The sequence below is a fragment of the Candidatus Campbellbacteria bacterium genome (assembly GCA_024653945.1).
GTDB lineage: Bacteria > Patescibacteriota > Minisyncoccia > Phycocordibacterales > EsbW-18 > EsbW-18.
In genome coordinates, this window is record JANLIT010000004.1 from 86,211 (window position 1) to 109,893 (window position 23,683).

At 44.2% G+C, this 23,683-nt stretch carries 25 protein-coding genes; 2 read left to right on the plus strand and 23 right to left on the minus strand.

The window, feature by feature from the left end; translation table 11 throughout:
- Nucleotides 1–124: 124 nt before the first annotated feature.
- From rpmE to NUW02_03485, 9 genes are all read right to left on the minus strand, one after another.
- A complete protein-coding gene (rpmE, locus tag NUW02_03445) occupies nucleotides 125–409 on the minus strand; it encodes a 50S ribosomal protein L31 (GenBank protein MCR4275065.1) in 285 nt (94 codons plus the stop codon).
- A 203-nt stretch (nucleotides 410–612) separates the two neighbouring features.
- Nucleotides 613–1,206: a hypothetical protein gene (locus NUW02_03450; GenBank protein ID MCR4275066.1), complete on the minus strand. Its 594-nt coding sequence runs from the start codon at nucleotides 1,204–1,206 to the stop codon at nucleotides 613–615.
- 44 nt (nucleotides 1,207–1,250) lie between these two features.
- On the minus strand, nucleotides 1,251–1,784 hold the full coding sequence (locus NUW02_03455; GenBank protein MCR4275067.1) for a hypothetical protein: 534 nt from the start codon (nucleotides 1,782–1,784) through the stop codon (nucleotides 1,251–1,253).
- 36 nt (nucleotides 1,785–1,820) lie between these two features.
- On the minus strand, nucleotides 1,821–2,375 hold the full coding sequence (locus NUW02_03460) for a hypothetical protein (protein MCR4275068.1): 555 nt from the start codon (nucleotides 2,373–2,375) through the stop codon (nucleotides 1,821–1,823).
- A gap of 44 nt (nucleotides 2,376–2,419) precedes the next feature.
- Nucleotides 2,420–3,166: a hypothetical protein gene (locus tag NUW02_03465; GenBank protein ID MCR4275069.1), complete on the minus strand. Its 747-nt coding sequence runs from the start codon at nucleotides 3,164–3,166 to the stop codon at nucleotides 2,420–2,422.
- Between the two features lie 80 nt (nucleotides 3,167–3,246).
- A complete protein-coding gene (locus tag NUW02_03470; protein MCR4275070.1) occupies nucleotides 3,247–4,605 on the minus strand; it encodes a hypothetical protein in 1,359 nt (452 codons plus the stop codon).
- A 36-nt stretch (nucleotides 4,606–4,641) separates the two neighbouring features.
- Nucleotides 4,642–5,334: a 50S ribosomal protein L25 gene (locus NUW02_03475; GenBank protein MCR4275071.1), complete on the minus strand. Its 693-nt coding sequence runs from the start codon at nucleotides 5,332–5,334 to the stop codon at nucleotides 4,642–4,644.
- A gap of 27 nt (nucleotides 5,335–5,361) precedes the next feature.
- Nucleotides 5,362–7,290 (minus strand): cadherin domain-containing protein, encoded by a 1,929-nt coding sequence (locus NUW02_03480; GenBank protein MCR4275072.1) that lies wholly within the window; start codon nucleotides 7,288–7,290, stop codon nucleotides 5,362–5,364.
- A gap of 80 nt (nucleotides 7,291–7,370) precedes the next feature.
- Complete coding sequence (locus NUW02_03485) at nucleotides 7,371–8,237, minus strand: class II fructose-bisphosphate aldolase (GenBank protein MCR4275073.1); 867 nt, start codon at nucleotides 8,235–8,237, stop codon at nucleotides 7,371–7,373.
- Between the two features lie 146 nt (nucleotides 8,238–8,383).
- Between NUW02_03485 and NUW02_03490 the strand changes: the two genes are divergently transcribed.
- On the plus strand, nucleotides 8,384–9,388 hold the full coding sequence (locus tag NUW02_03490) for a carbohydrate kinase family protein (protein MCR4275074.1): 1,005 nt from the start codon (nucleotides 8,384–8,386) through the stop codon (nucleotides 9,386–9,388).
- A 161-nt stretch (nucleotides 9,389–9,549) separates the two neighbouring features.
- Nucleotides 9,550–10,290, plus strand: a complete 741-nt coding sequence (locus NUW02_03495; protein MCR4275075.1) for a lytic murein transglycosylase — start codon at nucleotides 9,550–9,552, stop codon at nucleotides 10,288–10,290.
- Nucleotides 10,291–10,355: 65 nt separating this feature from the next.
- On the opposite strand, the gene NUW02_03500 is transcribed toward NUW02_03495, so the two are convergent.
- The 14 genes from NUW02_03500 to secA form a co-directional block, all read right to left on the minus strand.
- On the minus strand, nucleotides 10,356–10,574 hold the full coding sequence (locus NUW02_03500; protein ID MCR4275076.1) for a DUF1653 domain-containing protein: 219 nt from the start codon (nucleotides 10,572–10,574) through the stop codon (nucleotides 10,356–10,358).
- Between the two features lie 44 nt (nucleotides 10,575–10,618).
- The gene (locus tag NUW02_03505; GenBank protein MCR4275077.1) at nucleotides 10,619–11,608 is read right to left on the minus strand and encodes a transketolase family protein; all 990 of its coding nucleotides are present in this window, start codon (nucleotides 11,606–11,608) and stop codon (nucleotides 10,619–10,621) included.
- Nucleotides 11,601–12,464, minus strand: coding sequence for a transketolase (locus tag NUW02_03510; protein MCR4275078.1), 864 nt, complete (start codon nucleotides 12,462–12,464; stop codon nucleotides 11,601–11,603). The genes NUW02_03505 and NUW02_03510 overlap by 8 nt, the downstream gene beginning before the upstream one ends.
- A 162-nt stretch (nucleotides 12,465–12,626) precedes the next feature.
- Nucleotides 12,627–13,295: a hypothetical protein gene (locus tag NUW02_03515; GenBank protein MCR4275079.1), complete on the minus strand. Its 669-nt coding sequence runs from the start codon at nucleotides 13,293–13,295 to the stop codon at nucleotides 12,627–12,629.
- Nucleotides 13,296–13,324: 29 nt separating this feature from the next.
- Entirely contained in the window at nucleotides 13,325–13,807 is a 483-nt protein-coding gene (locus NUW02_03520) for an RpiB/LacA/LacB family sugar-phosphate isomerase (protein MCR4275080.1), read from the minus strand.
- 5 nt (nucleotides 13,808–13,812) lie between these two features.
- On the minus strand, nucleotides 13,813–13,983 hold the full coding sequence (locus NUW02_03525; protein MCR4275081.1) for a hypothetical protein: 171 nt from the start codon (nucleotides 13,981–13,983) through the stop codon (nucleotides 13,813–13,815).
- Between the two features lie 3 nt (nucleotides 13,984–13,986).
- Nucleotides 13,987–15,009 (minus strand): type I glyceraldehyde-3-phosphate dehydrogenase, encoded by a 1,023-nt coding sequence (gap, locus tag NUW02_03530; protein ID MCR4275082.1) that lies wholly within the window; start codon nucleotides 15,007–15,009, stop codon nucleotides 13,987–13,989.
- A gap of 149 nt (nucleotides 15,010–15,158) precedes the next feature.
- Nucleotides 15,159–15,386 (minus strand): hypothetical protein, encoded by a 228-nt coding sequence (locus NUW02_03535; GenBank protein MCR4275083.1) that lies wholly within the window; start codon nucleotides 15,384–15,386, stop codon nucleotides 15,159–15,161.
- Nucleotides 15,387–15,430: 44 nt separating this feature from the next.
- The gene (gene gatB, locus NUW02_03540) at nucleotides 15,431–16,864 is read right to left on the minus strand and encodes an Asp-tRNA(Asn)/Glu-tRNA(Gln) amidotransferase subunit GatB (GenBank protein MCR4275084.1); all 1,434 of its coding nucleotides are present in this window, start codon (nucleotides 16,862–16,864) and stop codon (nucleotides 15,431–15,433) included.
- Between the two features lie 543 nt (nucleotides 16,865–17,407).
- Entirely contained in the window at nucleotides 17,408–18,391 is a 984-nt protein-coding gene (gene obgE, locus NUW02_03545; GenBank protein MCR4275085.1) for a GTPase ObgE, read from the minus strand.
- 50 nt (nucleotides 18,392–18,441) lie between these two features.
- Entirely contained in the window at nucleotides 18,442–19,344 is a 903-nt protein-coding gene (locus NUW02_03550; protein MCR4275086.1) for an MYG1 family protein, read from the minus strand.
- Nucleotides 19,337–19,681, minus strand: a complete 345-nt coding sequence (locus NUW02_03555) for a phage holin family protein (GenBank protein MCR4275087.1) — start codon at nucleotides 19,679–19,681, stop codon at nucleotides 19,337–19,339. Before NUW02_03555 ends, NUW02_03550 begins: the two co-directional genes overlap by 8 nt.
- 35 nt (nucleotides 19,682–19,716) lie before the next feature.
- A complete protein-coding gene (locus NUW02_03560) occupies nucleotides 19,717–20,391 on the minus strand; it encodes a VTT domain-containing protein (GenBank protein ID MCR4275088.1) in 675 nt (224 codons plus the stop codon).
- A gap of 248 nt (nucleotides 20,392–20,639) precedes the next feature.
- Nucleotides 20,640–23,171, minus strand: a complete 2,532-nt coding sequence (gene secA, locus NUW02_03565) for a preprotein translocase subunit SecA (GenBank protein MCR4275089.1) — start codon at nucleotides 23,169–23,171, stop codon at nucleotides 20,640–20,642.
- Nucleotides 23,172–23,683 lie beyond the last annotated feature (512 nt).

A 23,683-nucleotide genomic window follows, 5' to 3' on the forward strand; every position in this document is an offset into this window, starting at 1 on the left:
TTAGTTTTATATTTTTACTTTTTTGGATTTTGTGCTTTGAGTTTTGTGCTTAATAGATATCATTCAGTATAACAAAACAGCCATATCCAGAAAGGACACAACTGTCGTGTAATTATCTGTGGAGTTACTTCTCTGATTCAACCTCAAGAGAAGCCTTTTTGGTTTTCTTTGCGGTTGCGTGCTTCTTTGCTTCCTCACGCTTAGCTGCAGTTGTTGATTGACGAGTTTTGAATTTCTCCATACGTCCAGCGAGAATCTTCTTGCTCTCGTCACCTACGTAAAAGGGGTGGCACGCAGAACACACTTCGACGTCTATCTTTTCTTTCGTCGAACCTACGGTGAATGTGTTCCCACAGGCGCATTTAACGGCCGCCTTTAAGAAATATGCTGGGTGTATATCGGATTTCATCCCGTTAGAGATAGAAAACGCTTTGCGTTTCCGTAGTTATTTGTACAAAATCAAGATATTCGAACATCTTGGACTATTCCCTCCCGTTTCTTTTCGTAACTGAACAATCTCTAACGGGATTCATAGCCGGTGTACTGTACCAAAAAGACCCGAAATAATCAAGAGGAACACGGTTTTTGAATATTTGGATCCAAAAATTACTACTACCAAGTTGTGATTGAGACACGCTTCCATGTATCCGTCGCAACACAACGATATATATAATTCGCGTCAAAACAAATTTCTCCCGCCGAACAGGCATCAATAGCGCTGACCGGGCACGTCTTCCATGTATAAAGCTTAAACGCCTTAGTAGCATTATCAACCGATACAACAGTGAACCCGCCGATACCTCCCTCAAGAACATCAGCATGTGCAGACCACCACGTATCTCCATCATTGACTCCAATCGTTGCAGACTGGTTGTCCACCATAACATAGCCCGCCGTGGTAGAGTCTCCACTACCCCAAAGCTCAGACATGTCGGCGCTAGTTACCCCTATCTCCAACCTCGGCTTGTCAGCCCCAGTACGGCCTTGTATCGTCTGCCCGTCCGCGTCACCCGCGAGGAGAACATAGTTTGCTGGATTAAATGGTGTTGCACCAATGGTAAGCGCACCGACAGTTGCCGTACCCGTCACACCCAAGTCACCGCCCGTAGTAATACTTGTCCCAATGGTTGATGAAGCTGTTACCGAAAGAGCAGTAACAAAAAACAGCACAACGATCGGTGAAAGCCACTTTGAGAATTTTTCCATATAACTTTGAATTAGATTTAAAAATTAAAAATACTATTCACACCCTACTGCACCCGAACAGTAAGAAGGAGTTGAAGATATTGTTTGAGCAGTTCAATAAGTCGTTCCATAAGTATCAATACTAAATCTTGATTTGTTTCTTCTGTGGTGTGTTGTATACGTCTTCCACTTGAACCTCCTCCTGAAATTACTCCAGACTCACTTGCAACACACACACCTTCTGGTGTAATGGTAATGGTTGGGTTACCACCGACTGAAGCGAGCCCGAGTCGTGACTCCGTGTCGCTACACACCTCGCTCGTTACATATTGAGCATCCGCATCGTGGGTAAAACCAACTTTGTCAGCTGATGCAATAATAATAGCGGAACCATTATCAAGAGTGATTGAAAAATCAGTTGCGCTAATTGTTATGCTTGCAATCTCAGCACTACTTCCATAGATGGTTAGTTCATATCCACCAACATCAAGAATCGCTGTTGTTTCAAATGTGACATCATTAAAAGCAGCTTGTACAGAAGCAAAAAGGGGTACAAGCGACAAACCGAGAATGATGAAGAATTTAGAGATTTTTTTCATACACAACAAGTAAGAGATATTTCGTGACTTGTTATCCTATACACCAACAAAAACACATGCCTGTGTTGTAGATGCCACTTGCACGTAGCTCGCCCCATCACACACACAGAGATAATCGGACAGGTCAGAGTATGCGATTGTTCCCGCGCTACCTGCCGCACAAGCGACGGGTTCAGCGGATACGGGCACCAAACGGACCCTACCTTGTAGTGCCGTTTCTCCTCCCGCGGATGGATTAAGAATAATGTCCCCTCCTCCACTTGCCGTGAAAATCCAAGCCGATCCATCACCGCCAGTGTCAAATGTTGTTCCACTTCCAGATGACACATCACTAGGAAGTCCGACTGTTCCAGAAAAAGATGGGCTAGCAAGTGGTGCATAATCTGCTGGATCAAAAGTTGCATATTCGGGACTTTCTGGATCAAAAGGTGTTACACCAAGAACAAGTGCGCGCGAGGTTGTGGTACCCGTCACATCCAAATCACCTCCTGTGGTAATACTTGTGCCTATTGTCGAAGATGCGGTGACGCTTAACGCTGTAACAAAAAATAGTGCAATGATTGGTGAAAGCCACTTTGAGAATTTTTCCATATAACTTTGAATTGGATTAGAAAATTAAAAATACTATTTACATCCTACTGTCCTTGAGCTGCAAGAAGCAATGCTAGGTATTGTTGAAGAAGACCGATGAGTTTTTCCATAAGCATCAAGATAACGGGGTCGTTTGAGGAACCACCCCCACCACCTCCGCCTCCACCATCGTCATCATCATCCCCGTTATTGACATTCACGGTAACACTGTCGGTTGCTGAACCACCTGTGCCAGTACAACTAATTGCAAATGTCGTTGCGTTGATAAGATTACTTGAAGTATCACTCCCCGATGTTGCACCACCACTGATAGTAAATCCTGAAGAACTTCCTTGTGTAACTGAACATAATGTTGCATATGTTGAAGCCCATGTCAGTGTTGTTGCACCCCCCGTGCTCACAGGATTTGGAGAAGCGGTTAGGGTTGCTGTTGGAGTGGTGTCTTCCACGTTGATATTCACAACAACACTCGCCGTTGCTGTTCCACTTGACCCAGTACAACTGATTGCAAATGTTGTTGAAACAGAAATAGGGTCTGAAGAATCACTCCCTGCCGTTGCGCCACCTGTAGTAAATCCTGATTTTCCTCCCTGTGTCACAGAACACGAGGTTGCATATGTTGAACTCCACGAGAGGACAGTACTTCCAACACTTCGTGTGTATATGGGATTTGGAGAAGCGGTTAGGGTTGCCGTCGGAGGAGGTAAGGATGTTGTTGAAAAAACAGATGATGGAAACACTAATACAGAAGCTATAAGAAGAAATACAAAATACGAGATTGTTTTTTTCATAGGAGCAAGAGTTTTAGTTAGTGTGGGTAATACTTCTAGTGTAACAGTTTTTGTGGTGCTTTTTTACCTGTGGGGAAAGCTTACTTTCCATTCTTCAAAATATCAATCTGCACTTGGTACCCATCGGCAAGTGCCATCACTTCATCACCATAAAAAGCATACGATGGTTTAGACGCGTTTCCCCAGCCTGCAAAATAACGAAGTGACGCAAGACGTTCTGCTGCCCGAGTTCCCGCGGTTGCACCGTTGTCGCCTAAAAGAATCCCGGCCGCGGTGAAGGCGTCCAATGGATTGTATGGATTTGGTGGAAAGTTTCCAGAAACAGCTCCGATACGATCCTTATTTTTATCATACGGTGCACATGTTTGTGTTGTCTTGTCACATGAATACCCAGCGTATTGTGCCCATGTTGAAGGAATAAATTGTGCCGGTCCCATAGCGCCCCCCCATCCGTACCACGGCTTTGCAGACACCGGCATACTATCTGGGTTGAGCCCTAAATCTTTCATGAGTGTCCCAAAAATATATTTATCACGCTCCGGGTGCGAATCAGTAATCCAGTTTCCTGTTCCAAGATTTTCTCCGAGGCGTGTCTCTTCCTGAAGTGTTCCTAAAATAAGTGCTGCTCGCACACCAGTAACTTTTTGTACGTCTTGTGCAAAATCAATGGCCTCACCGAGGGAAATTGCTGATGAACCGCGAAGTTTGAAGAGCTCGGCGCGAATTTGTGCGGCCGTCTGTTGTTTCTGCGCAATAATCGTTTGGTAGACGGTTTCCTGACCCTTCGTCACGGTGAGCACCTCCTTTTTTTGTGCCTCTTGAATTTCAATTTTTTTCTTTTCAAGTTCTTGAAGTTTTTTGAGTTCAAGTTCATCTGCTTGTCGTTCTTCTAGGGTTACTTTTTCTTTATGAGTTTCATCCTTTGTTGATTCAATTTCTCGAAATGAACCCTGAAGCGCTACAGTAATCGCATCAAAAGAATCTAGGTCCTCAAAAAATTCTGAAATGTTTTCTTTAGCAAGAGCCACCTCTACAAGAGACACATTGTCTAATCGATTTGTTTCACGAATAAGTTGCGCGAGGGACTCTTTCTCTCGAGACATGCGGGCAGTGAGTTCATCTATGGTTTCTAGCTTGTCGCCAATTTCACCTCCAATTTTTTTAATGGAGTACGTGCGTGCCTGAATACCAAGTTGGGATTTTTTTATTTCACCATTGAGCAACGACACGTCACGTTCAAGTGACACGCGTTCGGTGCGTTTTTCATCAAGAAAAACCTGCTGAAATTCTATTTCTTTCTCAACTTTTTTGAGTTGCGCCTCAAGCTCTTTCTGCCGTGCTTCAACAGAGTCCTGTAGGGTTTCAGCAAAGACCGTGGAGCAGAATCCCACGGAGAGAATACTTATGAACAAAATGAGTAGGGAGCGTGAATGGCGCATAGAAGTGGCCAGACACCCGTTGGTATTGGACTACGCCTAGTTTTTTTCCGGCTTTTCTGTCTTTTCTGGCTTTTCCGCATCTTCTCCCGTGGCCTCTCCGCCTTCCTCTCCTTCTTCCTCTTTCTTGCCCCTCTTTTCAACTTCAATAGACTCCATGTCTATTTCAGCAACTGGCGCCTCCTCTTCTTCTTTCGGTTGTGACACAGATACTACTGTTTCTTCTAACTCTTCCTGAATGGCCACACCCGCGGGTACTGGTATATCTTTAATGGCGATACGACCCTCAAAGGTTTCAAGTGTCGATACATCTATTAGTATCTCATGTGGCAAGTCCTTTGGAAATGCTTCCACTTTAACTTCGTGCATAACTTTCATAAGTGTTCCTCCAAGGTTCTTAACTGCTGGTGACTCACCAACAAATACAAGGGGAACTTCTGTTTGCACCTTCTTTCCTTTCTCAATAACATAAAAATCAACGTGGCGAGCGATGTCAGTCACTGGATGAAAATCAACTTCGTGAATGAGCGCATCTTTGGGTTCACCCACACCCTCAAGAGTGATGACAGTTGACTCACCTGCTTCTTTCCAGAGCTTCTCAAACACCTTCTGATCAACAGAAATAGCTTGTGTTGGCTCTTTTGGACCATAGAGTACACCAGGAATACGCCCGTTTGCACGAAGCGTGTCTGGCTTTCCTCCATCTCGTTTTTGTATCTGTACTACCGTCATAGGTCACCAATAATCGCATAGAGACACTTAAAATGCAACCGTCCTAGAGAGCCCCAGTACAACGGCTCGGGTTTTTTGACCAAAATATCCTATTGAAGGGGTAACTCCTTTGACCATTTGAAATTCAGCGAGAGCTTGTTGGGTACGTGTGCCAAAATAACCAGTCGCACCAACCAAGAACAAAGTGCGAGCGAAAGAACCCGAGTTTTGTGTAATAAGAAATATTTGAAGTTTGACAACGTCTTGTCCACTATCGCCAAGGGTGAGGTCGCGTGAGTACTCATTTTTTTCTGAGATTGGACCAAGAAACACAACCATCTCTGGTGTGGGAATGCCACCAAGGGCAATGAATTGTACGATAAGAGATTTGAGCTGAATAAGAAGTGTTTGAAGAATCTTTGTGTCATTTTGGGGTACGGCTTCAGGCACTGCAGGGATTATTGGTTTTTTGTTATCCCCACCACCTCCACTTTCTTCCTCTTCTACCGAGCATGTAGACGTGGTGAACGATCTATCTGCACCATAAGCAATTCCAGCCGTCGGATTTGATGCCCACACCTTCACGTGATACAACGTTTCGCATACAAGTGACGTAAGACTTCCAGAAAAAACTCCCGTTGAAAAAACCCCGTTCTCTGTTGTTGTTGCACCATATGCCGTGGTGAGACCAAATGTAAAACCACGTGCTGTCACATTTTCTCCACCAGTTGTACTAATCGTCCCATTTCCAACCGCGGTAGTTTGTTCAATTGAAGATACCGCATCGGTCGTCACCGTAGGAACCACCACCTCAAGAACATCTTCAAGGTCAATGTGTGTTGTTCCTGTTCCGGTTCTTGGCGTCATCCAGTTGTCTGTTGCTCCGACAACAAGATCAAAAGATGGATTTGTTTCAAAATCAATCACCGATGCTGTTTGGACGGTCAGAACACCTGTCGCTCCATCAATGGTAAACGCCGAATCTGTATTCCCAGACACAATGGTGTATGTAAGCGTGTTACCACCATATGCGTCAGTCGCCGTGACCGTACCAACAACTGTATTTATAGGACTGTTTTCGGAAAGTGTAAGAGTATCAGGTGTAACCACGGGAGTTTCATTTCCAACAAAACACGATAGATCATAGGTTGAGATTTGATACCCGCCATCATTGCCAAGGTCAAGAATCGCTTCATTGAGCGCCTCTGTATATGCGCCATAAAAAGGGCCATAGCCGTCACCTGTAATCGTGGTGGTAAGCGTCGGCTGTCCGTCGATGACAAAGAAACCGGGTTGACCCGAGTCTCCACCCACAAGCGCTTCACTGAACGCATAACGCGTCGTTGTCGCCGGCGGAGTAAAAAACGAAAGCGACGCATGCCCGTCCATTGAACTGTATGAATAATCAAGGTCAACGATTGAGGCTTTTTGTTCCTGATCAAAAAGAATAAATGGCACTATGGGTTCAGAGAAGTAGCGTTCAACTTCTTCTTTACTCACAATCGGATAGAACGCTATTCCCGCAGGAACGTCGGCATTGAGGACACCGAGCTGAATGTCATCTTGGTTCGGCTGAAAAACAATTTCCACCTGGGCCTGTAAGGTGCGTGTAACAATCGTATTGTCATCCGCAATAAAAATAATCGTTGATCCATTGGTTATCGGAAAGTGATTTGCAAATACGATGTGTCGGGGAGAGATAAGAACGCCCGCCTTTGTAAAACTTGAATTGGAGTTCCACGGTGATGCTCCCGTCAAAGCAAGTGGAGTATCTCCTTCGGTGATCCACACAGTCGCACTTCTCGTCCACGGATCCATATCGGTTCCCCGCGTTGAAAAAATCTTTTTAGTGCTGTCGTTTGCAGTTAGACCCTCAATACGGTACTCAATCTCATGCTTCATTTCTGCTACGAGATCTGTTGAAAAAAGACCGACACAGCTTGCGGGAGCAAACACGTCGGCAAACACCACGGACACGACAATAGAAAAACACCCGACAAAAACCACCACAAACACACAGCACCTTGTACTAAAAATAAAACGCATTCGTGTATACATTATCGGCCAGCAAAGAGTTTGAGGCGCTTTTCAACAATATCCTGTACTGCTAGCACGGCTTGTTTAGTGTATTTGTATGGTGCAAGTTCCTCAGTATTTTCTTGCAATGAAATTTGGAGTGCTTTTCGGTATGCAACACGGAGTTCGGTTGACACGTGTACTTGAGCAATTCCTGACACAATGACCGCAAGGTAGTCCTCGTCCGATGTTCCAGAGCCTCCGTGAAGCACGAGCGGAATACTCACGGCATCTGCAATCTCTTTCACACGCGAAGGATTAAGACGTGGATCCATACCACTCTTCAATGTCCCATGAATAGTGCCAACAGCTGGGGCGAGTAAGTCCACCCCTGTTTCGTCAACAAACCGTTTCGCGTCTTCTGCGGTTGTCATCATGTCATCAGTTACCGCGGCGCCCACAGGAAGTACATCAAGAAGTTGCGAGCCAACACCAATAAAACCAAGTTCTCCTTCAACCAATGTTGTGTCTCCTTTTGATTGCGCATAGGCAACACACTCTTTTGTCTTGGCGATGTTTTCTTCAAAAGAAAGCTGGGCCCCGTCAAAAATAACACTATCAAATCCGGCATCAATTGCCTCTTTAACACGTTCGACACTGTATGTGTGATCGGCATTGAGATATATATCATGTTCAGTATCTTCGCGAAGTGTTTTCACTAACGCAACGAGTTCTTTCACACCAAACGCATCTCGTTCCCCTTCTGATGCTCCAATGATGACAGGGAGGCGCACATCTTTGGCGGCGTTCACAATTGCTTGCACCATTTCTATGTTTGCAACATTAAAATGTCCGATGGCATACTTACCTTTCTGTGCCTCATTAATTGTTTCGCGTAGAGTTTTCATCCCATAATTCTATCATAAAACATGTAGCGTGTAGCACATAACAAAAATAGCGCTTGTTACATGTTGCGTGTTACATGTTGCGTGTTACCTGCTGCGTGTTACATGCTATGTGTTACATGCTCTATCCCCTGTGCTATCATATCCCCATGACCTACGACCTTATCGCCATTGGCGACACAGTAACCGACGAGTTTATTGAACTAGAAGATGTACGTATTGACACGAAACGTGACCCCGAAGACAAGGGGTATCAGGAGATTTGTTTTCGATTTGGAGACAAGGTGTCATATAAAAACCTGACTGTAGTACATGCGGTCGGCAACGCGGCAAATGCCGCTGTATCAGCAACTCGGCTTGGCCTAACGACCGCATTCGTCAGTGATGTTGGGGATGATGAGCTTGGAACAAAAATACTTGAAACACTCACTGGGCACAATGTATCAACATCGTTCATTCGTATACACGAAGACATGCTGAGCAATCACCACTATGTTTTACACTATGGACCAGAGCGAACCATTCTAATCAAACATCAACCATATCCGTACGCACTCCCCGACATTGGAGAACCGACATGGTTATATCTTTCGTCTCTCGCAGACCACTCTCTGGACTATCATCACGAAATCGCGCGGTATCTGGAAGCACATCCATCAATTAAACTTGCATTTCAACCGGGAACATTTCAGATTAAACTCGGAGCAAAAGAATTATCCGACATATATGCACGCACGCACATTTTCTTTTGCAACCGCGAGGAGGCGGGTAGAATTTTAGAAACACCAGAAATCAACGACATCAAAAAACTTTTGAAAGATGTCTCTGCTCTCGGACCAAAGGTGGTAGTCATTACGGACGGACCAAATGGTGCATATGCGTACGATTCACAAAACGGCGAGATGCTCTCGGTTACCATGTACCCAGACCCAAAACCACCAGTTGACCGCACGGGGGCTGGAGATGCGTTTGCTTCAACGGTTGTTTCTGCGCTTGTTCTTGAAAAACCTTTGTCTGAAGCGCTTTTGTGGGGACCTATTAACTCCATGTCAGTTGTGCAATACATTGGCGCACAAGCAGGACTCCTCTCACGTGAACAACTGGAAAAACATCTTGCCGAAGCTCCTGCGGACTACAGGGTTGAGAAGCTCTAGATTGAGTTCATCCAGAACTTACTTGAGCTGGCTCCCACCACTTGGTTTGGAGGTAGAGTAAATGCTAGATATACTTTCACTAGACGACAACCACAAGAAATAAGGAGACTCCAATGAAGAGAACTCCGCTCTTCTTTTTGTTTGTACTGTTCTTTTTCAACATGCACACGGCAAACGCGCACACCCACAAGGAACGTGTCGCGGACCTCACCAAGGAACTGTCCGTATTGGGAGAAGAGTGGGTCACCGACATCTTCAACCACAAGGATGTTTGCAGCGAGATTGAAGTTCCTCAGCCACGCCTGCGAGCCTGGAACGAGCTTCGTAACGAAGTTCTCTCTGATGTGTCGCAAACGCGAGGAGAATTATTTTTCCTCGCCAACGGAAGTCTCTTCACCGCCGCTGGCAAGACATATGCAAAGGACGACCTCCTCCCCTATGTAATTCTGGCAATCCCCCGGATCGAATCAAACCTTGGTGAGAATCGTGCGGGCACGCCAGTCATCGCGACACTTTTCAAGAAGTATGAGCGGGTTGTTGATGGTCCAAGCGGAAACAAACGTCGAAACTACATCAAAGAAAAGGAAATCATCCCTTTTCTGCAGATGGCCAAGACAAACGAATGGGATGTGTGTTTGATCTTGGGAACTCGTGCAGCAGCGTTTGGGTATCCACACTTCATTCCGGAGTCGCTACGGCTTGCCGTGGACGGCGACGACGATGGAAAAATCGATCTCATGTGGAGTCTTGCTGACGCCACACGGAGTATCGCGCACTATCTCCACAAAACAGGGTGGAGCCACTCAAATACACGAGCAGTATTTCGATACAATCCAGACCCTAAGTATGTGCAGATTGTGCTTGAATACGCGTATGCGATTAAGAAACGTGTCCCTGTGTAACGCGAACCGCCCCTCGAGGTTGAGGGGCGGTTTTTTATCCAGCACTCAGTCGCTGAGTGCTGGATTTATTCTTCCACCTTTTCAAATCGTTTTCGCCTTTGTCCTTCAATCTCTACTTCTTCTTCAAACATAGAAAGTGGCCGAACCCAGAGTTTTGATTTTGGGTTGTCGTACAGAGCCTCATACACCACAAGGTCTTCTAGTGTCTCTGAGTGTTTTGCAATACCAATAACGCGGTAGAGATTTCCTGTTTTTGTATGTTTGTATATTCCTGGTGTAATCATATTTATTTCCTTCTGCTTACTACTTTCTACATATTACTTATCTTTTATTTTCTTCCAATTACTTTCTTGGCCGCCTCAACAATAGAATCCACATCCATCTTGTAGTGTTTGAGAAGTTCGTCGGGAGTTCCTGATTGGCCAAATTGATCATGTACACCGATAAATTCCATTGGTACTGGTTTCTCTCGTGCAAGTACCTCAGCAACCGCGGAACCCATACCACCAGCAATTTGATGCTCTTCAATCGTAACTACCGCTCCACATTTAGAAGCAACATCGACGATTGTTTTTTCATCCATTGGTTTAATAGTGTGATTGTTTACCACGATTGAGCCAATGCCTTCATCTTGGAGTTTTTTTGCCGAAACGAGTGCATTGTGCACCAGTGTTCCGCACGCGATAAGTGCAACTTGTGGATTGTCACTTTCCCAAAGTATCTCAGCACGTCCGATTTCAAAAGGGGTTTCGGGTGTTGTAAACGAAGGACTTCCTGCACGGCCGATTCGCAAATAGACAGGTGTATTTGTTTTTGCAATTGCAATCGTTGCTTTCCGCGCCTCTTCTGCATCCGCTGGCACAATCACTACCATACGTGGGAGCATCCGCATCAATCCAATATCTTCAAGCGCTTGATGTGTTGCACCATCAGGCCCCACAGACACACCTGCATGACTGCCGATAATTTTAACGGGCACATTATTAATCGCTATCGTTGTACGAATTTGTTCATTATTTCGTCCTGGAGAAAACGTTGCGTATGAGGTAATAAAGGGAATCTTTCCATAATTTGCGAGACCAGCTCCAACAGTTGCAAGATTTTGTTCTGCCACACCTATTTCAATATAGCGGTCAGGAAATTCTTTGTGAAACCATTCCGCACGTGTTGATTCTTCCAAATCGGCACACAACACCACAACACGTTCGTCCGCTTTCCCCGCTTCCACTAATCCATATCCAAAACCATCTCTCGTTGGTACTTTTTTGATATCTGCATCAAAAATGTTTTCTATAAGTTTTTGCTCTGATTTAATCATTATGACTTGCTTCTATTTTCCCCTTAAGCGTACGCAACTCTTTCAAAAACTTTTGCTCTTCTTTTTTTGTTGGTGGTTTGCCGTGCCAGTGAAAATCATATTCAATCTCTTTAATTCCCTTTCCTGCAATCGTATGCGCAATAATCACCGTTGGTTTTTCAACAATGGCTTTTGCTTCATCAATTGCATCAACAAACGCCATCATGTTGTGCCCGTCAATCTCAATCACGTGCCAATTAAATGCTCGCCACTTATCTGCAAGTGGTTCCAACGGCATCACATTCTCCGTCATACCATCAATTTGGATATTGTTGCGATCAACAACCGCCGTAAGGTTTGAAAGTTTGTTATTTCCTGCAAACATTGCGCCTTCCCACGTGTTTCCTGCCTGTAGTTCTCCATCGGAGAGCAAACAGTATGTGCGCCACTTCTTTCCGTCCATCCGTGCACCATACGCAATACCCGAGGCCTGTGAGAGTCCTGAACCAAGAGGACCTGATGTTGTCTCTAATCCCGGCAAACGTTCTCTCTCTGGATGTCCTTGCAGACGACTTCCAAATTTTCGCAGTGTCTTGAGTTCATTCATCGGAAAGTATTCCGCGTGTGCCATCGTTGCGTACCGAATCGGTGTGATGTGTCCGTTTGAAAGTATGAGACGATCGCGTTCTTCCCACTGCGGGTTTTTTGGATCGTGTTTGAGAATATGAAAATAGAGTGCGGTAAAAATATCTGCCATATCAAGAGGACCAGCAGTGTGTCCACTCCCCGCATCTTCAAGCATGTCAATAAGCGACATGCGAATATCGTTAGCACGTAATTCTAACTCCTTAATTTTTTCGTCACTCAAATGGGTCATAGAGATATGTTGGTGCACTTCTCGCCCCGTACTAAGCCTTGCTTTAGTGCGGGGTCGTTTGCTTTCAGTTCTAACTCTTTAATTTTTTCATCAGAAAGGCGCGTCATGACTGTATGTATCATAACACGCGGACTCCGTGTAAAAATGAGCTCTGTGGATGCCCTAGAGGGTCTGGAGGTATGTCACAGTATCTTGTATATCTTCACTCCCAAAAATCATTGAGCCAGAAATAAGTTTTGTTGCACCCGCTTCCACAAGAAGTGGTGCGGTCTCATCATCAACACCAATATCAACCGCGATAGGAAGTTCAGGAAATTGTGCGCGAAGAGATTTTATCTTCTTAAATACTCGTTCATCCAAAGAAACACCCGCAAATCCTATGTCATCATTTCCCATACACTGCACAAAATCAATTAGTGCGATATATCGCACTAATTCAGAAATCGGAGTGCTTGGTTTTATTCCGAGACCAACTTCAATGTCCGCGTCTTTGAGTTTTTTAATTATTTCGTCAAGTTTTTGTGTGCTTTCAATATGTATAACCGCACTGGCAATTCCCACTTGTATCCATGTATCAATTGCATGCTCTGGTTCATTAATTAAAAAATCAACTTCGTAATCCATGTCATCCCAATATGGCAAACCCTCATCTTGCGCGAGAATTTCTTTGAGATGTGAATCGTCTCCATTGTATGGCCATGTTTTTGATGACGCGTATGTACCATCAGCAACATCAAGCTGTACACGCGGCACAATACCTTTCACGCGCGACACCTTACCAAGAATATCGGCGTAACTTTCTGGAAGTAGTGCTGGAACAACCTGAATCATAGATAGTAGTAGGTAGAGTGTAGAAAAAACTAAGAATGAGAATCCAATTTTTGAATTCTACGAACGTGGCGTTCTTCGTTTGTAAATGGAGCGCGCAGCCATTTTTCTATAACCTCTTTTGCTTCCTCGTGGGTAACAAAAGATGCGCCGAGGGAGAGTATATTTGAGTCGTTATCTTCACGACTTGATTCTATAATTCCTTTTTGTTCACCAACTTTAGATGTCTGTGTGAGGGGCTCTCGTTCTCCGTAATACACAAGTGTCCGAATTCCTTTAATGCGGTTTGCTGCAACTGCTTCCCCTTGACCAGAACTTCCAATAATAATTCCTCTTTCCGCTTCACCGCCCGCTACTGCATTTGCTACGGAAAATACAAAATCAGGGTAGTCATCATTTTCATCAAACGAAAATGCACCTTTATCCATCACTTCGTGGTCTTGAGAGACAAGAAAATCTCTCACGTACTCTTTGAGTTTAAATCCTGCATGATCTGCCCCAAGTGCGATTTTCATAAAGATTATTTTTGAGAATTAAGATACATTTCTTCAAAAAAACTATATGGTGTATACATCACCACACCATCTTCAAAACCTAAAGAGTTATATGTTTTTTTCTGATAAATCGAAAGAAAAAATAACATTAAGAGAAGAATAATAACTATGGAAATAATACGTGATGATTTTTTCATGCACTACGACAAACTGGAAGCCATTTTGCGCACATGCCGAATGAGTGTTGAGGTGTAGCCCATCTCGTTGTCGTACCACGAAAGAACCTTCACCAAATTTCCATCAACAACGCGTGTGAGTTTACTGTCAACAATTGCCCCATACAGTTCACCAACAATATCTGAAGAAACAAGTTCTTCGTCGCTCACTTTCAAAATACCCTGCCATCGCGCATCCTGTGATGCTTTTCGTAAAATATCATTTACCTCTTCCACGGTTGTGTTTCGTTTCGTAATAAGTGTCACATCTGCAATAGAACCAACAATCACCGGCACTCGAATTGCAATACCATCAAACTTTCCTTCCAAATCAGTAATTGCCTTTGTTACGGCAGTTGCTGCACCCGTCGAAGTCGGCACAATGTTGTGTGCAGCTGCTCGTCCCTCGCGCCAATCTTTTTTATTCGGACCATCTTGTAAACTTTGTGATTGTGTGTAGCCGTGGACGGTATTGAGGACTGCTTTTTCTACACCGAGTGTCTCGTGCAAAATTTGAATCACAGGACTGACTGCATTTGTGGTACATGAACCGTTTGAAGTGATGTCACACGTTTTTAATTTCTCCTCATTAACTCCCATCAACACCGTCGCCGTTTCAATGCCTGAAACAATGTCACCTTTTGCAGGGGCGGTAATCACTACGCGCTTTGCGCCTGCATCAAGGTGTTTCTTTGCATCAGCATAGTTTGTGAAAAAGCCACTTGATTCAACAACAATATCTACATCAAGTTTTTTCCATGGCAAACTGCTCGGATCTTTTTCTTGAAAAATTGGGATGTCTTTTCCGTTTACGGTAATACCTCCATCACGCGCCTGTACGTCAATATCCGAGCGTCCGTAAGAACTGTCATACGTAAGCAAGTATGCGAGATTTTGTGCGTCACCGAGATCATTGATGGCAACGACATCAATTTCAGGATACTTGAGTGCAAGTTTGAGAAACGAGCGTCCGATTCTGCCAAAACCATTGATTGCAATGCGGGACATAAATAGAGATTAGATACTGGATACTAGGAATAATTGGTACACAAAAAGTATACCCCGCACTCACCTTTACTCCAAAGGTAAAGGTGAGTGCGGGGTATAGCACAGAAGAAAGCACCGCCAGAGACGGTGCTTCAACTTGAAAAAACTGCTTACTCGGGCCTCATACCAGCTGTGTACACAAGAGTGTCGAGAGGTACTTTGAAGGTTTTGCCGACCATCCTTGTGCCATCTACCTCAACAACACGGAAGAGACCCCCATCGAGCTTTTGGAGCATCGCGTGGAGAACCCACGCATCAAGCTTGAGTGCTGTGAGATTGTTATTTGGCGACATGAAAAAAATCTTCATGTAGCCAACCTCGCGAAGTGTCATGGGCATTTCTCCTTTGCAAAATCTACAGAGAAGATCCCTGAAAGAAAATATTATGCAAGGTGTTTTTTGAACAATTCTGCGAGCACTTTAGGATTTCCTGCCCCTTTGGACAATTTCATGCCCTGTCCCACAAAGAATTGGAGCAGTGCTTCCTTTCCTGCTTTATAGTCAGCAACAACGGTTGGATTTTCATTAATCACTTGTTCAACAATTTTCAAAAGTGCACTTTCGTCGCTTTGCTGAAGCAATCCTTCACGCTCTGCAACCTTTCTTGGATCTAGTGTTTGTTCTTGTAAGTACAAAACACGCAGAAGATCTTTGAGTCCCCTGGAAGACAGGTCTCCTTCTTTGGCCATTTTTACTGCGTCAACAAAAAAATTAGGAGCTATTTTTCGTATTGAAAGATATCCATCTTTTTCTGCTTTTTCCCTAATTAAAGCTATGTAGTCATTCAAAAAATAATTTGCGACCAGCTGCAAAAGTTCCTTGTCAGCTGAACAGTGACTGATTATTTCTTCAACATATTCGTATGATTCCGGTGATGAAACAATACTTTCTATATCCTCGTCTTTCATTTCGTACTCCTGTTTGTATCTCTCTCGCTTCACCCACGGTAATTCTGGTAGTTCTTTTGAAAGTGCTTCACGAGAAAATTCTGGGATTTCTGAAATCTTCAATTTTGGTAAATCTGGTTCTGGAAAATATCGATAGTCGTGGGACGATTCTTTTTTACGCTGTGAAAACGTAACACCCTTCACATCGTCCCACCCTCTCGTTTCCTGCTCAACAGTTCCGCCACCTTCAAGTAACGCCGATTGTCGTTCAATTTCGTATGCAATTGCTTTTTCTGCAGCACGGAAAGAGTTGATGTTTTTTATTTCTGTTTTTGTTCCAAGGTTTTTATCTTTTGAAACAGAAATATTTACCTCCACACGAAGGTGTCCTTTTTCCATGTCTGCATCAGACACACCGAGCGTTCGGAGTAACAACTGCAATTCACGTGCAAAATCTCCCGCTTCTTTTGCACTATGAATAACTGGTTCAGTCACCAATTCCATCAGTGGTACACCTGCACGATTGAAATCAATAAGCGAGTGGTCTCCCGCATGTTGTGAACGTGCTGTGTCTTCTTCAAGGTGAATGCGCGTGAGGGCGACACCGTGCAAAGCCCCACCTCTCACAAGAGGATGCGCGTACTGGCTGATTTGGTATCCCTTTGGAATATCTGGGTAGAAGTAGTTTTTGCGGTCAAATTCAGTAAAATCAGCGAGTTCTCCACCAACAGCCACGCCCACCTTCAGCACATGCTTTACCGCCTCTTTGTTAATGACAGGAAGCGTTCCGGGGTGCCCCATACACACAGGACACACGTTTACGTTTGGACGCTTTTCATCCGGGTCATTCTTTGAATTACAAAACATCTTTGTCTGCGTTTTGAGCTCAACGTGTATTTCAAGTCCAATTGTTGGTGTGTAAGTTGTCATAATGATTGTGTTCAATACTTGCCCAGCACTAAATTTAGTGCTGGGTGAAAATCTCAAGTCCGATTGTTGGTGTGTACTCTGACATATAGAGAGTATAGAACACTTGCGCGTAATTTTCGAATAGAAAAAAGGTCCCTTTTGAGGGGGACCAGTGGACGCTCTTTGTTGCCTTAGCCTTGGATGTTTTCTGTGCATTCTTGTCAGTCAGCATCTTGCCTTCTGATCGAAGATACAACGCACAGACGTCACCCAGATTCCCTTTGCTCGACCCGAAGGTTGAGAGCATTGGTACTCAGGAACCCCAACTGAGGAGATGGACGGGAAATTGCACCCGTATTCCATTTTGTAACTCCCCCTAACGTGTACGAGCACGTTAATGTTGGCCCCTTCTACCCCACCAGAGCATCATTGGGCTTCGCACCCTTCGCATCTTCGTGGTTTGGGCTGAGTCTATTCCTTTCGGGAACAGAGTCACGATTGTTTTCTCGCCAAAGAGCGTCCGAAAAAGATACTACAGGAGTTGTATCCTATTCGCAAGCCCTTTTATTTTTTTCTTAAGACCTTCACAAGGGTATCGCCCAACACTTTCAAAGAGGCGTCATCGTAGACGGAAACCGTTACGATATTCTTTGCAAGAATTTTTGTTGCTTTAGCAAAATCTTTTATGCGTGTTGCGAGTGCTTTTTCATCAAGAAGGTCTCGTTTTGTAAACAGAATTACTTCGGGTTTTTCTGCCAAATCTTTGGAGTATTTTGAAAGTTCTGCGCGAATGGTTTTGTATGCAACCGTGGGGTCCTCGTGTTCACACGAAATACAGTGGATGAGTGTCTTTGTTCGTTTAATGTGACGAAGAAAGGTGTGACCGAGCCCTTTTCCTTCTGCGGCGCCCTCAATCAACCCCGGAATGTCGGCGAGCACAAATCCGTACAATGCGCCGAGATTTGGATTGAGTGTGGTAAACGCATACGAACCCACTTTAGCGTGCGCACCCGTCAGTGCATTCAACACGCTCGATTTTCCAGCGTTTGGAAGGCCAATGAGACCTGCATCAACAACAAGTTGCAGTTCAATATCAAAATCAGCCTCTTCACCAGGTTTTCCTTTTGTTGATTGTTTTGGTGTAACGTTTCGAGAACCTTTGAAGTGTTCATTGCCATACCCACCGTTACCACCTTGGAGAATAATTTCCCTCTGTCCCTCAATCAAAAGTTCAAAACGTTGCCCTGTCTGCACGTTGGTAATCACCGTTCCAACAGGAAATTCAAAAAGTAATTCCTTACCATCTCTTCCCTCTTTGCTTTGACTACCTCCAGCCGCACCATCTTCTGCTTCATAACTTTTTTGGTCATTGTAGCGAAGGAGTACAGTAATGTCTCGAATCGCAGTAACGACAACATCACCTCCACGGCCACCATTACCTCCAGCGGCACCAGACAAATCTTTCCCTTTGAGATGCAACCAACGCACCACACCGTCGCCTCCGCGACCCGCAGTCAAATGTAAGTGTAGTTCATCAATGAAGGGCATAAATAGTGGTGGGTTTGGAGTTGGGGGTTAGAAGTTGGTGATTAGAAAATTTAGTTTGTAAGAGCTAATTCAGCTAGTGCAATAGCCCCTTCCTTTGTTTTTGTAACTGCCATAAATCCAGCACGGTGGCAGAAGAAAGCGTCTGTAACACCAGTTATTGACGCAAGTTCATCACCTTTCTTTCCCTGCCACGCAACAGGCAGTGATTTTCGTACTGCGAATGAGAAAGGCTCAATAGAAACTCCCACAACTTGCCAAGTCCCGTCCTCGTGAGTCCGAACAAAATAAATAGGCTCTTGATATTCACCAAGCACATTAGCAATGAGGGTGCGTGAAATAATTTCTCCCTCTGGAAAGACAATGATGGTTTTATTTTTAGATGCTTCATACTGTGTGTGTATAAATTGTTTTGTTTCAGCATCACTTTTTACATGAACAATAACTCGTTCAAGAATCCGTCCAGCAATCGCAACTGCTTCCATAAAAGCCTCGTCACGTGTTAATGCTTCACCGCGGGCCGGTTCAAGAAAAGCGATTACTGACTGAATGAGAAACGGTGACTTTTTATATTGATCATTCTTAAAAAACAACTCAACACCGTTGTCATATGCGTCTATGGGTTCAATAATATATTCGTCGACAGCATCTGCATCTGTTTGAGAACCAATAATTTCCTTTCCAAACTTTTTCCAAATGAGACCAAATGAGGCATATGGAATACCATTGTTACGCTTTCCTGCCCCGCCCTCTTGGTGGTGATCAAACCTATTTTTTGACTCGTCATATACAAAACCAGCGTCAAGAACATAGTCACCGCTCCTAATAATTTCAGGGTCTCGACTCCGTAGCACTTCAATTTCCTGTCCGGCAAGTAACAACCGCAATGCGGCAACTCCAAATACATCATCGGCATGAAATCCTCCACTGTGTGTAACAATCCGAATCTTAGTCATTGTCAGGAAGAAATTTGTGCCCTACCCACACCACAACCGAAACAAGAAGTGCGCCAATAAAGGCGTCTATAAATCTTTCTACGAGAAATCCGTCAACAAAGTATGCTGCCAACCAGAATAGCCCCGCATTAATAACAAGTGTGAAAAATCCGAGTGTAATGATGTTGATTGGAAGCGTCAATAAAATAATGATTGGCTTCACAATAAGGTTGAGTACTGCAAGCACGACAGCAACAATGAGAGCGACATAGAAACTTTCAACAACAATGCCTGGGATAAGATACGAGGCACCGAGAACCGCAAGGGCTGTTAAAATTATTTTGTACAGAATATTCATATGTTAGTGTGTATTAGGAGTGCTTATAAGTACAACTATTCTACCACCACTTCTTCAATGACAATATCGTGCTGTTTTTTCTTTTTCTTTTTGTGGTAATACAGAAAAACAACCAGGGCCAGAGCACAAGCAATAAGAATAGTGTTTTGTGCGCCCTCTACTACTGTTGAATACCCGAGATAGAAATTACCAAATTGCCACCCAATAAATCCTGACCACATTGAACGAACAATGGTGCCAAAAAAGGTGTGGAGAAAAAATGGTAGTGGACGCCAACGAACAAGACCACAAAACACATTGATTGCCACACTTGGTGTAAGTGGAAATGATCGTGCGGCAAAGAGAAGCACATCATCCCACGTGTGACCCTCCATATACAGACGCATCTTCTCAACTTCATCCCACGACACGCCCATGTACTTTCCATATTTCACCACAATGGGTTTTCCTCCCCAATACACAATGCCGTAAATAATAAGAGAGCCGAAAGAAAGACCGACAGCAATAGGTAACCCGACATACAAAAAGAGTTTCAAAAATGCAGCCGTTGAGAGTGCTGTTCCTTCAAGAAAAAAGAAACCCGCTGACACCGTAACCAGTGTTGAAGGAATTGGTGGAATAATTTCTTGCAAAAAACCGAGGGCCAAAACGCCCCACGGACCAATGGAAACAAAAAGTGCTTGAGCAAATGAAAGAAGGTTATCTAACATAAGGTTGATTTTTAATGAACGGAGTGAGTATAAGGTAAACCTTTCTCCAACATCGCTCGGATGTCATGCAAACAAGATCGTTTGCGCGACACTCCTCGCTTATTGGAGTAAAAATCACCACCCCGCCCTTTTATGCCAAAAAAGATGGGTTGTTCAGGAGTGTATGATTTTGTTGCTATGGGTATCATGCTGTATGGCGTTATTCAAGAGAAAGGGCTGGGTTGTGAAAAATATAGTCGCCACGCTCCTTATTTTTCAACAACCTTCCATTCTCCACTTTCAATAAGTCCTTCTGCTTTTTTATATTTCATTTCCTGTGTTGTGGTTCCATTGGTGATGGTAACAACATCGTTACGTCCAAAATGTTCAATACTTTTTGCCTGAGCTGGTGCTGATGAAGAATCATTTCCAATCATTTGAAGACGCGCCCGTTCACGACGCAACTGTTCTTCTTCTTTCGTAAATGCCCCCGCACCAATTTGAGGCACCATACTTATAACGTGCCCAACAATTGATGCCTCCATCCTTCTAAATGCCATCAAACCCTCTTTTTGATATTCAACAAGTGGGTCACGCTGACCATACGCACGAAGATTGACACTACTACGCGTAAAGTCCATGAGTTCAAGGTGATCAATCCAAAAGACATCAATTGCCTGCAACATAAGCCGGCGGGCCACTTCTAAAAAAGGACCTTCACCAAGTTCTTTCTTTTTTTGCTCGAGAATGCGTGTCACATCCTCATCACCATCTATCATCTCAAATAGAATACGCTCTATATCTGCGTGTTCGCCAAGTATAAGTGCCTTTCGACGGTCATAAATAGTCTTTCGTTGTGTGTTCATCACGTCATCAAACTCAAGCACGTGTTTTCGTACATCAAAGTTAAGGCCTTCAATTTTTTTCTGAGCAGCTTCAAGTGATCGGTTAATGAGTTTATTTTCAATAGGTACATCCTCAGGAATACCGAAACGACCCATCATACGTTTTACCACATCAGACGCAAACACGCGCATCAATGAATCTTCAAGTGATACAAAAAAATGTGTTTCACCGGGATCTCCCTGACGGCCCGAACGACCACGCAACTGATCATCAATACGACGCGCTTCGTGTCGTTCGGTTCCAAGTACAAACAAACCACCGAGTTGTTTCACCTCCTCGTGTTCTTCGAGTGTTGCAAGTGCGCCACCGAGTTTAATATCAACTCCTCGTCCTGCCATGTTTGTTGCAACTGTTACTGAACCCTTTCGTCCTGCTTGTGCAATCACCTCTCCTTCTTGCTCGTGCATTTTTGCATTAAGAATGGTGTGTGGGATGCCTTCGTTGTGAAGATGCATGGCAAGCAATTCGTTTTTTTCAATAGACACCGTACCAATCAACACCGGCTGACCTTTGTCATGTGCTTCTTTCACCCGTTTTGCTATCGCCTCAAATTTCCCTTTCTCTGTTTGGTAAATGAAGTCATTGTGGTCAGTGCGCGCACTTGGACGATTTGTTGGAATAGGAATCACATCAAGTCCATACACTTTGAAAAATTCTTCGGAACTTGAGAACGCCGTTCCCGTCATGCCCGAAAGCTTTTTATACATGCGGAAGTAGTTTTGATAGGTAATGGAAGCAAGCGTTCGGGACTCTTCTTGAATACGTGCACCCTCTTTCGCTTCAATAGCTTGGTGCAACCCCTCTGACCATCGTCGTCCTGGTTGAAGTCTTCCCGTAAATTCATCAACAATGATAACTTCCCCGTCGCGCACGACGTACTCTTTGTCTTTTTTGTAGAGTGCCTTCGCCTTTACCGCCGATTCAAGGTGGTGCACATACCGAACACCTGCGTCAGTATAGATATTCTCTAGTCCGAGTATCTTCTCGGCTTTACTAATGCCCGATTCGGTAAGTAATATCGCGTGTTTTTTCTCATCTACCTCATAGTCCTCTTCTTCTGTAAGATGGTTAGCTATTTCAGCAAACGTTGTGTACAGTTTTTCGGACTCATTTGTGGCAATAGAAATGATGAGCGGTGTGCGAGCTTCATCTATCAAAATTGAGTCAATTTCATCAACAATGGCGAAAGAGTGTCCTCCATTTTTTGGCATACGTTGAGATAAGTCCTCTTTTCTGTACACGGTGTTGTCACGTAAATAGTCAAAACCAAACTCGCTGTTTGTACCATACGTGATGTCAGCGGCGTATGCGTCTCGTTTTTCACATGGGCGTAAAAATTCGTACACAATTTTAAACGAACCAACCTCATCACGCCTTTCATCCACCTCTAGATGAGCCGGATCATACAAAAATGATTGACGCTGACTGTTTACGACACCGATTGAAAGACCGAGAAAAGAAAAGACTTGCCCCATCCACACCGCGTCACGTCGAGCAAGATAATCATTGACCGTCACGATGTGTACACCACTTTCTGTTAGTGCGTTGAGATATGCGGGAAGCGTTTCAACAAGGGTTTTTCCTTCTCCTGTTCGCATTTCAGCAATTGCACCACGGTGCAACATAATTCCACCAATGAGTTGCACATCATAGTGTCGTTGTTTAAGTGTTCGTTGTGCCGCTTCACGTACAACAGCAAAAGCTTCAGGAAGAATGTCCTCGAGTGTTTCTCCGCTTACGAGACGACTCCTGAATTCATCAGTTTTTGCGCGAAGTTCTACGTTAGAAAGCGCCTGTGTGGCGGTCTCAAAACTGTTTATCTGCACGACAATCGGCTGAAGGGCCGAAAGGGTCCGTGACGCATCACTTCCGAACAATTTGCTGAAAAACTCCATAAAATATAGACCGTGGACTGAATTATAACACAAAACCCCACCAGAGGCGGCAACGGTCACTTTTAGTGACCGAAAATTAAATCGCTGTATACAAAAAATCGCCCGAAGGTGCGCGTGGTTGCTTTTAAAGCAACCACAAATAAAATGCTTGTATACAAAAAATCGTCTGAAGGTGCGGGTGATTGCTTAAGGCAATCACAAATAAGGTGCTTGTATACAAAAAATCGCCCGAAGGCGATTTTTTGTATGTGGGACAAAGCGTGAGCTTACGCTCGACGCTTTGCAGCTTTTCGCTTTGGAGCGCGCTTTGCAGCCTTTCGCTTTGCAACTTTCTTTTTTGCCATAATGTTGAATCGTGGTACCACGATTGATAAGGGTTTGGTAAACGTCGACCAACACGAACGTACACATTAGCGTGTACATCTGTTTACTACTAAAAGTATCGTTCATATTGACACACAACACAATGTTTTTTGTGCATAAGTGTGGATAACCCATCTGCACTTCGTGCA

Bases quoted from the DNA above. Each gene is read 5' to 3' on its own strand.
- rpmE (MCR4275065.1), bottom strand. From the start codon at position 409: ATGAAATCCGATATACACCCAGCATATTTCTTAAAGGCGGCCGTTAAA.
- NUW02_03450 (MCR4275066.1), bottom strand. From the start codon at position 1,206: ATGGAAAAATTCTCAAAGTGGCTTTCACCGATCGTTGTGCTGTTTTTT.
- NUW02_03455 (MCR4275067.1), bottom strand. From the start codon at position 1,784: ATGAAAAAAATCTCTAAATTCTTCATCATTCTCGGTTTGTCGCTTGTA.
- NUW02_03460 (MCR4275068.1), bottom strand. From the start codon at position 2,375: ATGGAAAAATTCTCAAAGTGGCTTTCACCAATCATTGCACTATTTTTT.
- NUW02_03465 (MCR4275069.1), bottom strand. From the start codon at position 3,166: ATGAAAAAAACAATCTCGTATTTTGTATTTCTTCTTATAGCTTCTGTA.
- NUW02_03470 (MCR4275070.1), bottom strand. From the start codon at position 4,605: ATGCGCCATTCACGCTCCCTACTCATTTTGTTCATAAGTATTCTCTCC.
- NUW02_03475 (MCR4275071.1), bottom strand. From the start codon at position 5,334: ATGACGGTAGTACAGATACAAAAACGAGATGGAGGAAAGCCAGACACG.
- NUW02_03485 (MCR4275073.1), bottom strand. From the start codon at position 8,237: ATGAAAACTCTACGCGAAACAATTAATGAGGCACAGAAAGGTAAGTAT.
- NUW02_03490 (MCR4275074.1), top strand. From the start codon at position 8,384: ATGACCTACGACCTTATCGCCATTGGCGACACAGTAACCGACGAGTTT.
- NUW02_03495 (MCR4275075.1), top strand. From the start codon at position 9,550: ATGCACACGGCAAACGCGCACACCCACAAGGAACGTGTCGCGGACCTC.
- NUW02_03500 (MCR4275076.1), bottom strand. From the start codon at position 10,574: ATGATTACACCAGGAATATACAAACATACAAAAACAGGAAATCTCTAC.
- NUW02_03505 (MCR4275077.1), bottom strand. From the start codon at position 11,608: ATGATTAAATCAGAGCAAAAACTTATAGAAAACATTTTTGATGCAGAT.
- NUW02_03510 (MCR4275078.1), bottom strand. From the start codon at position 12,464: ATGACCCATTTGAGTGACGAAAAAATTAAGGAGTTAGAATTACGTGCT.
- NUW02_03515 (MCR4275079.1), bottom strand. From the start codon at position 13,295: ATGATTCAGGTTGTTCCAGCACTACTTCCAGAAAGTTACGCCGATATT.
- NUW02_03520 (MCR4275080.1), bottom strand. From the start codon at position 13,807: ATGAAAATCGCACTTGGGGCAGATCATGCAGGATTTAAACTCAAAGAG.
- NUW02_03525 (MCR4275081.1), bottom strand. From the start codon at position 13,983: ATGAAAAAATCATCACGTATTATTTCCATAGTTATTATTCTTCTCTTA.
- gap (MCR4275082.1), bottom strand. From the start codon at position 15,009: ATGTCCCGCATTGCAATCAATGGTTTTGGCAGAATCGGACGCTCGTTT.
- NUW02_03535 (MCR4275083.1), bottom strand. From the start codon at position 15,386: ATGCCCATGACACTTCGCGAGGTTGGCTACATGAAGATTTTTTTCATG.
- gatB (MCR4275084.1), bottom strand. From the start codon at position 16,864: ATGACAACTTACACACCAACAATTGGACTTGAAATACACGTTGAGCTC.
- obgE (MCR4275085.1), bottom strand. From the start codon at position 18,391: ATGCCCTTCATTGATGAACTACACTTACATTTGACTGCGGGTCGCGGA.
- NUW02_03550 (MCR4275086.1), bottom strand. From the start codon at position 19,344: ATGACTAAGATTCGGATTGTTACACACAGTGGAGGATTTCATGCCGAT.
- NUW02_03555 (MCR4275087.1), bottom strand. From the start codon at position 19,681: ATGAATATTCTGTACAAAATAATTTTAACAGCCCTTGCGGTTCTCGGT.
- NUW02_03560 (MCR4275088.1), bottom strand. From the start codon at position 20,391: ATGTTAGATAACCTTCTTTCATTTGCTCAAGCACTTTTTGTTTCCATT.
- secA (MCR4275089.1), bottom strand. From the start codon at position 23,171: ATGGAGTTTTTCAGCAAATTGTTCGGAAGTGATGCGTCACGGACCCTT.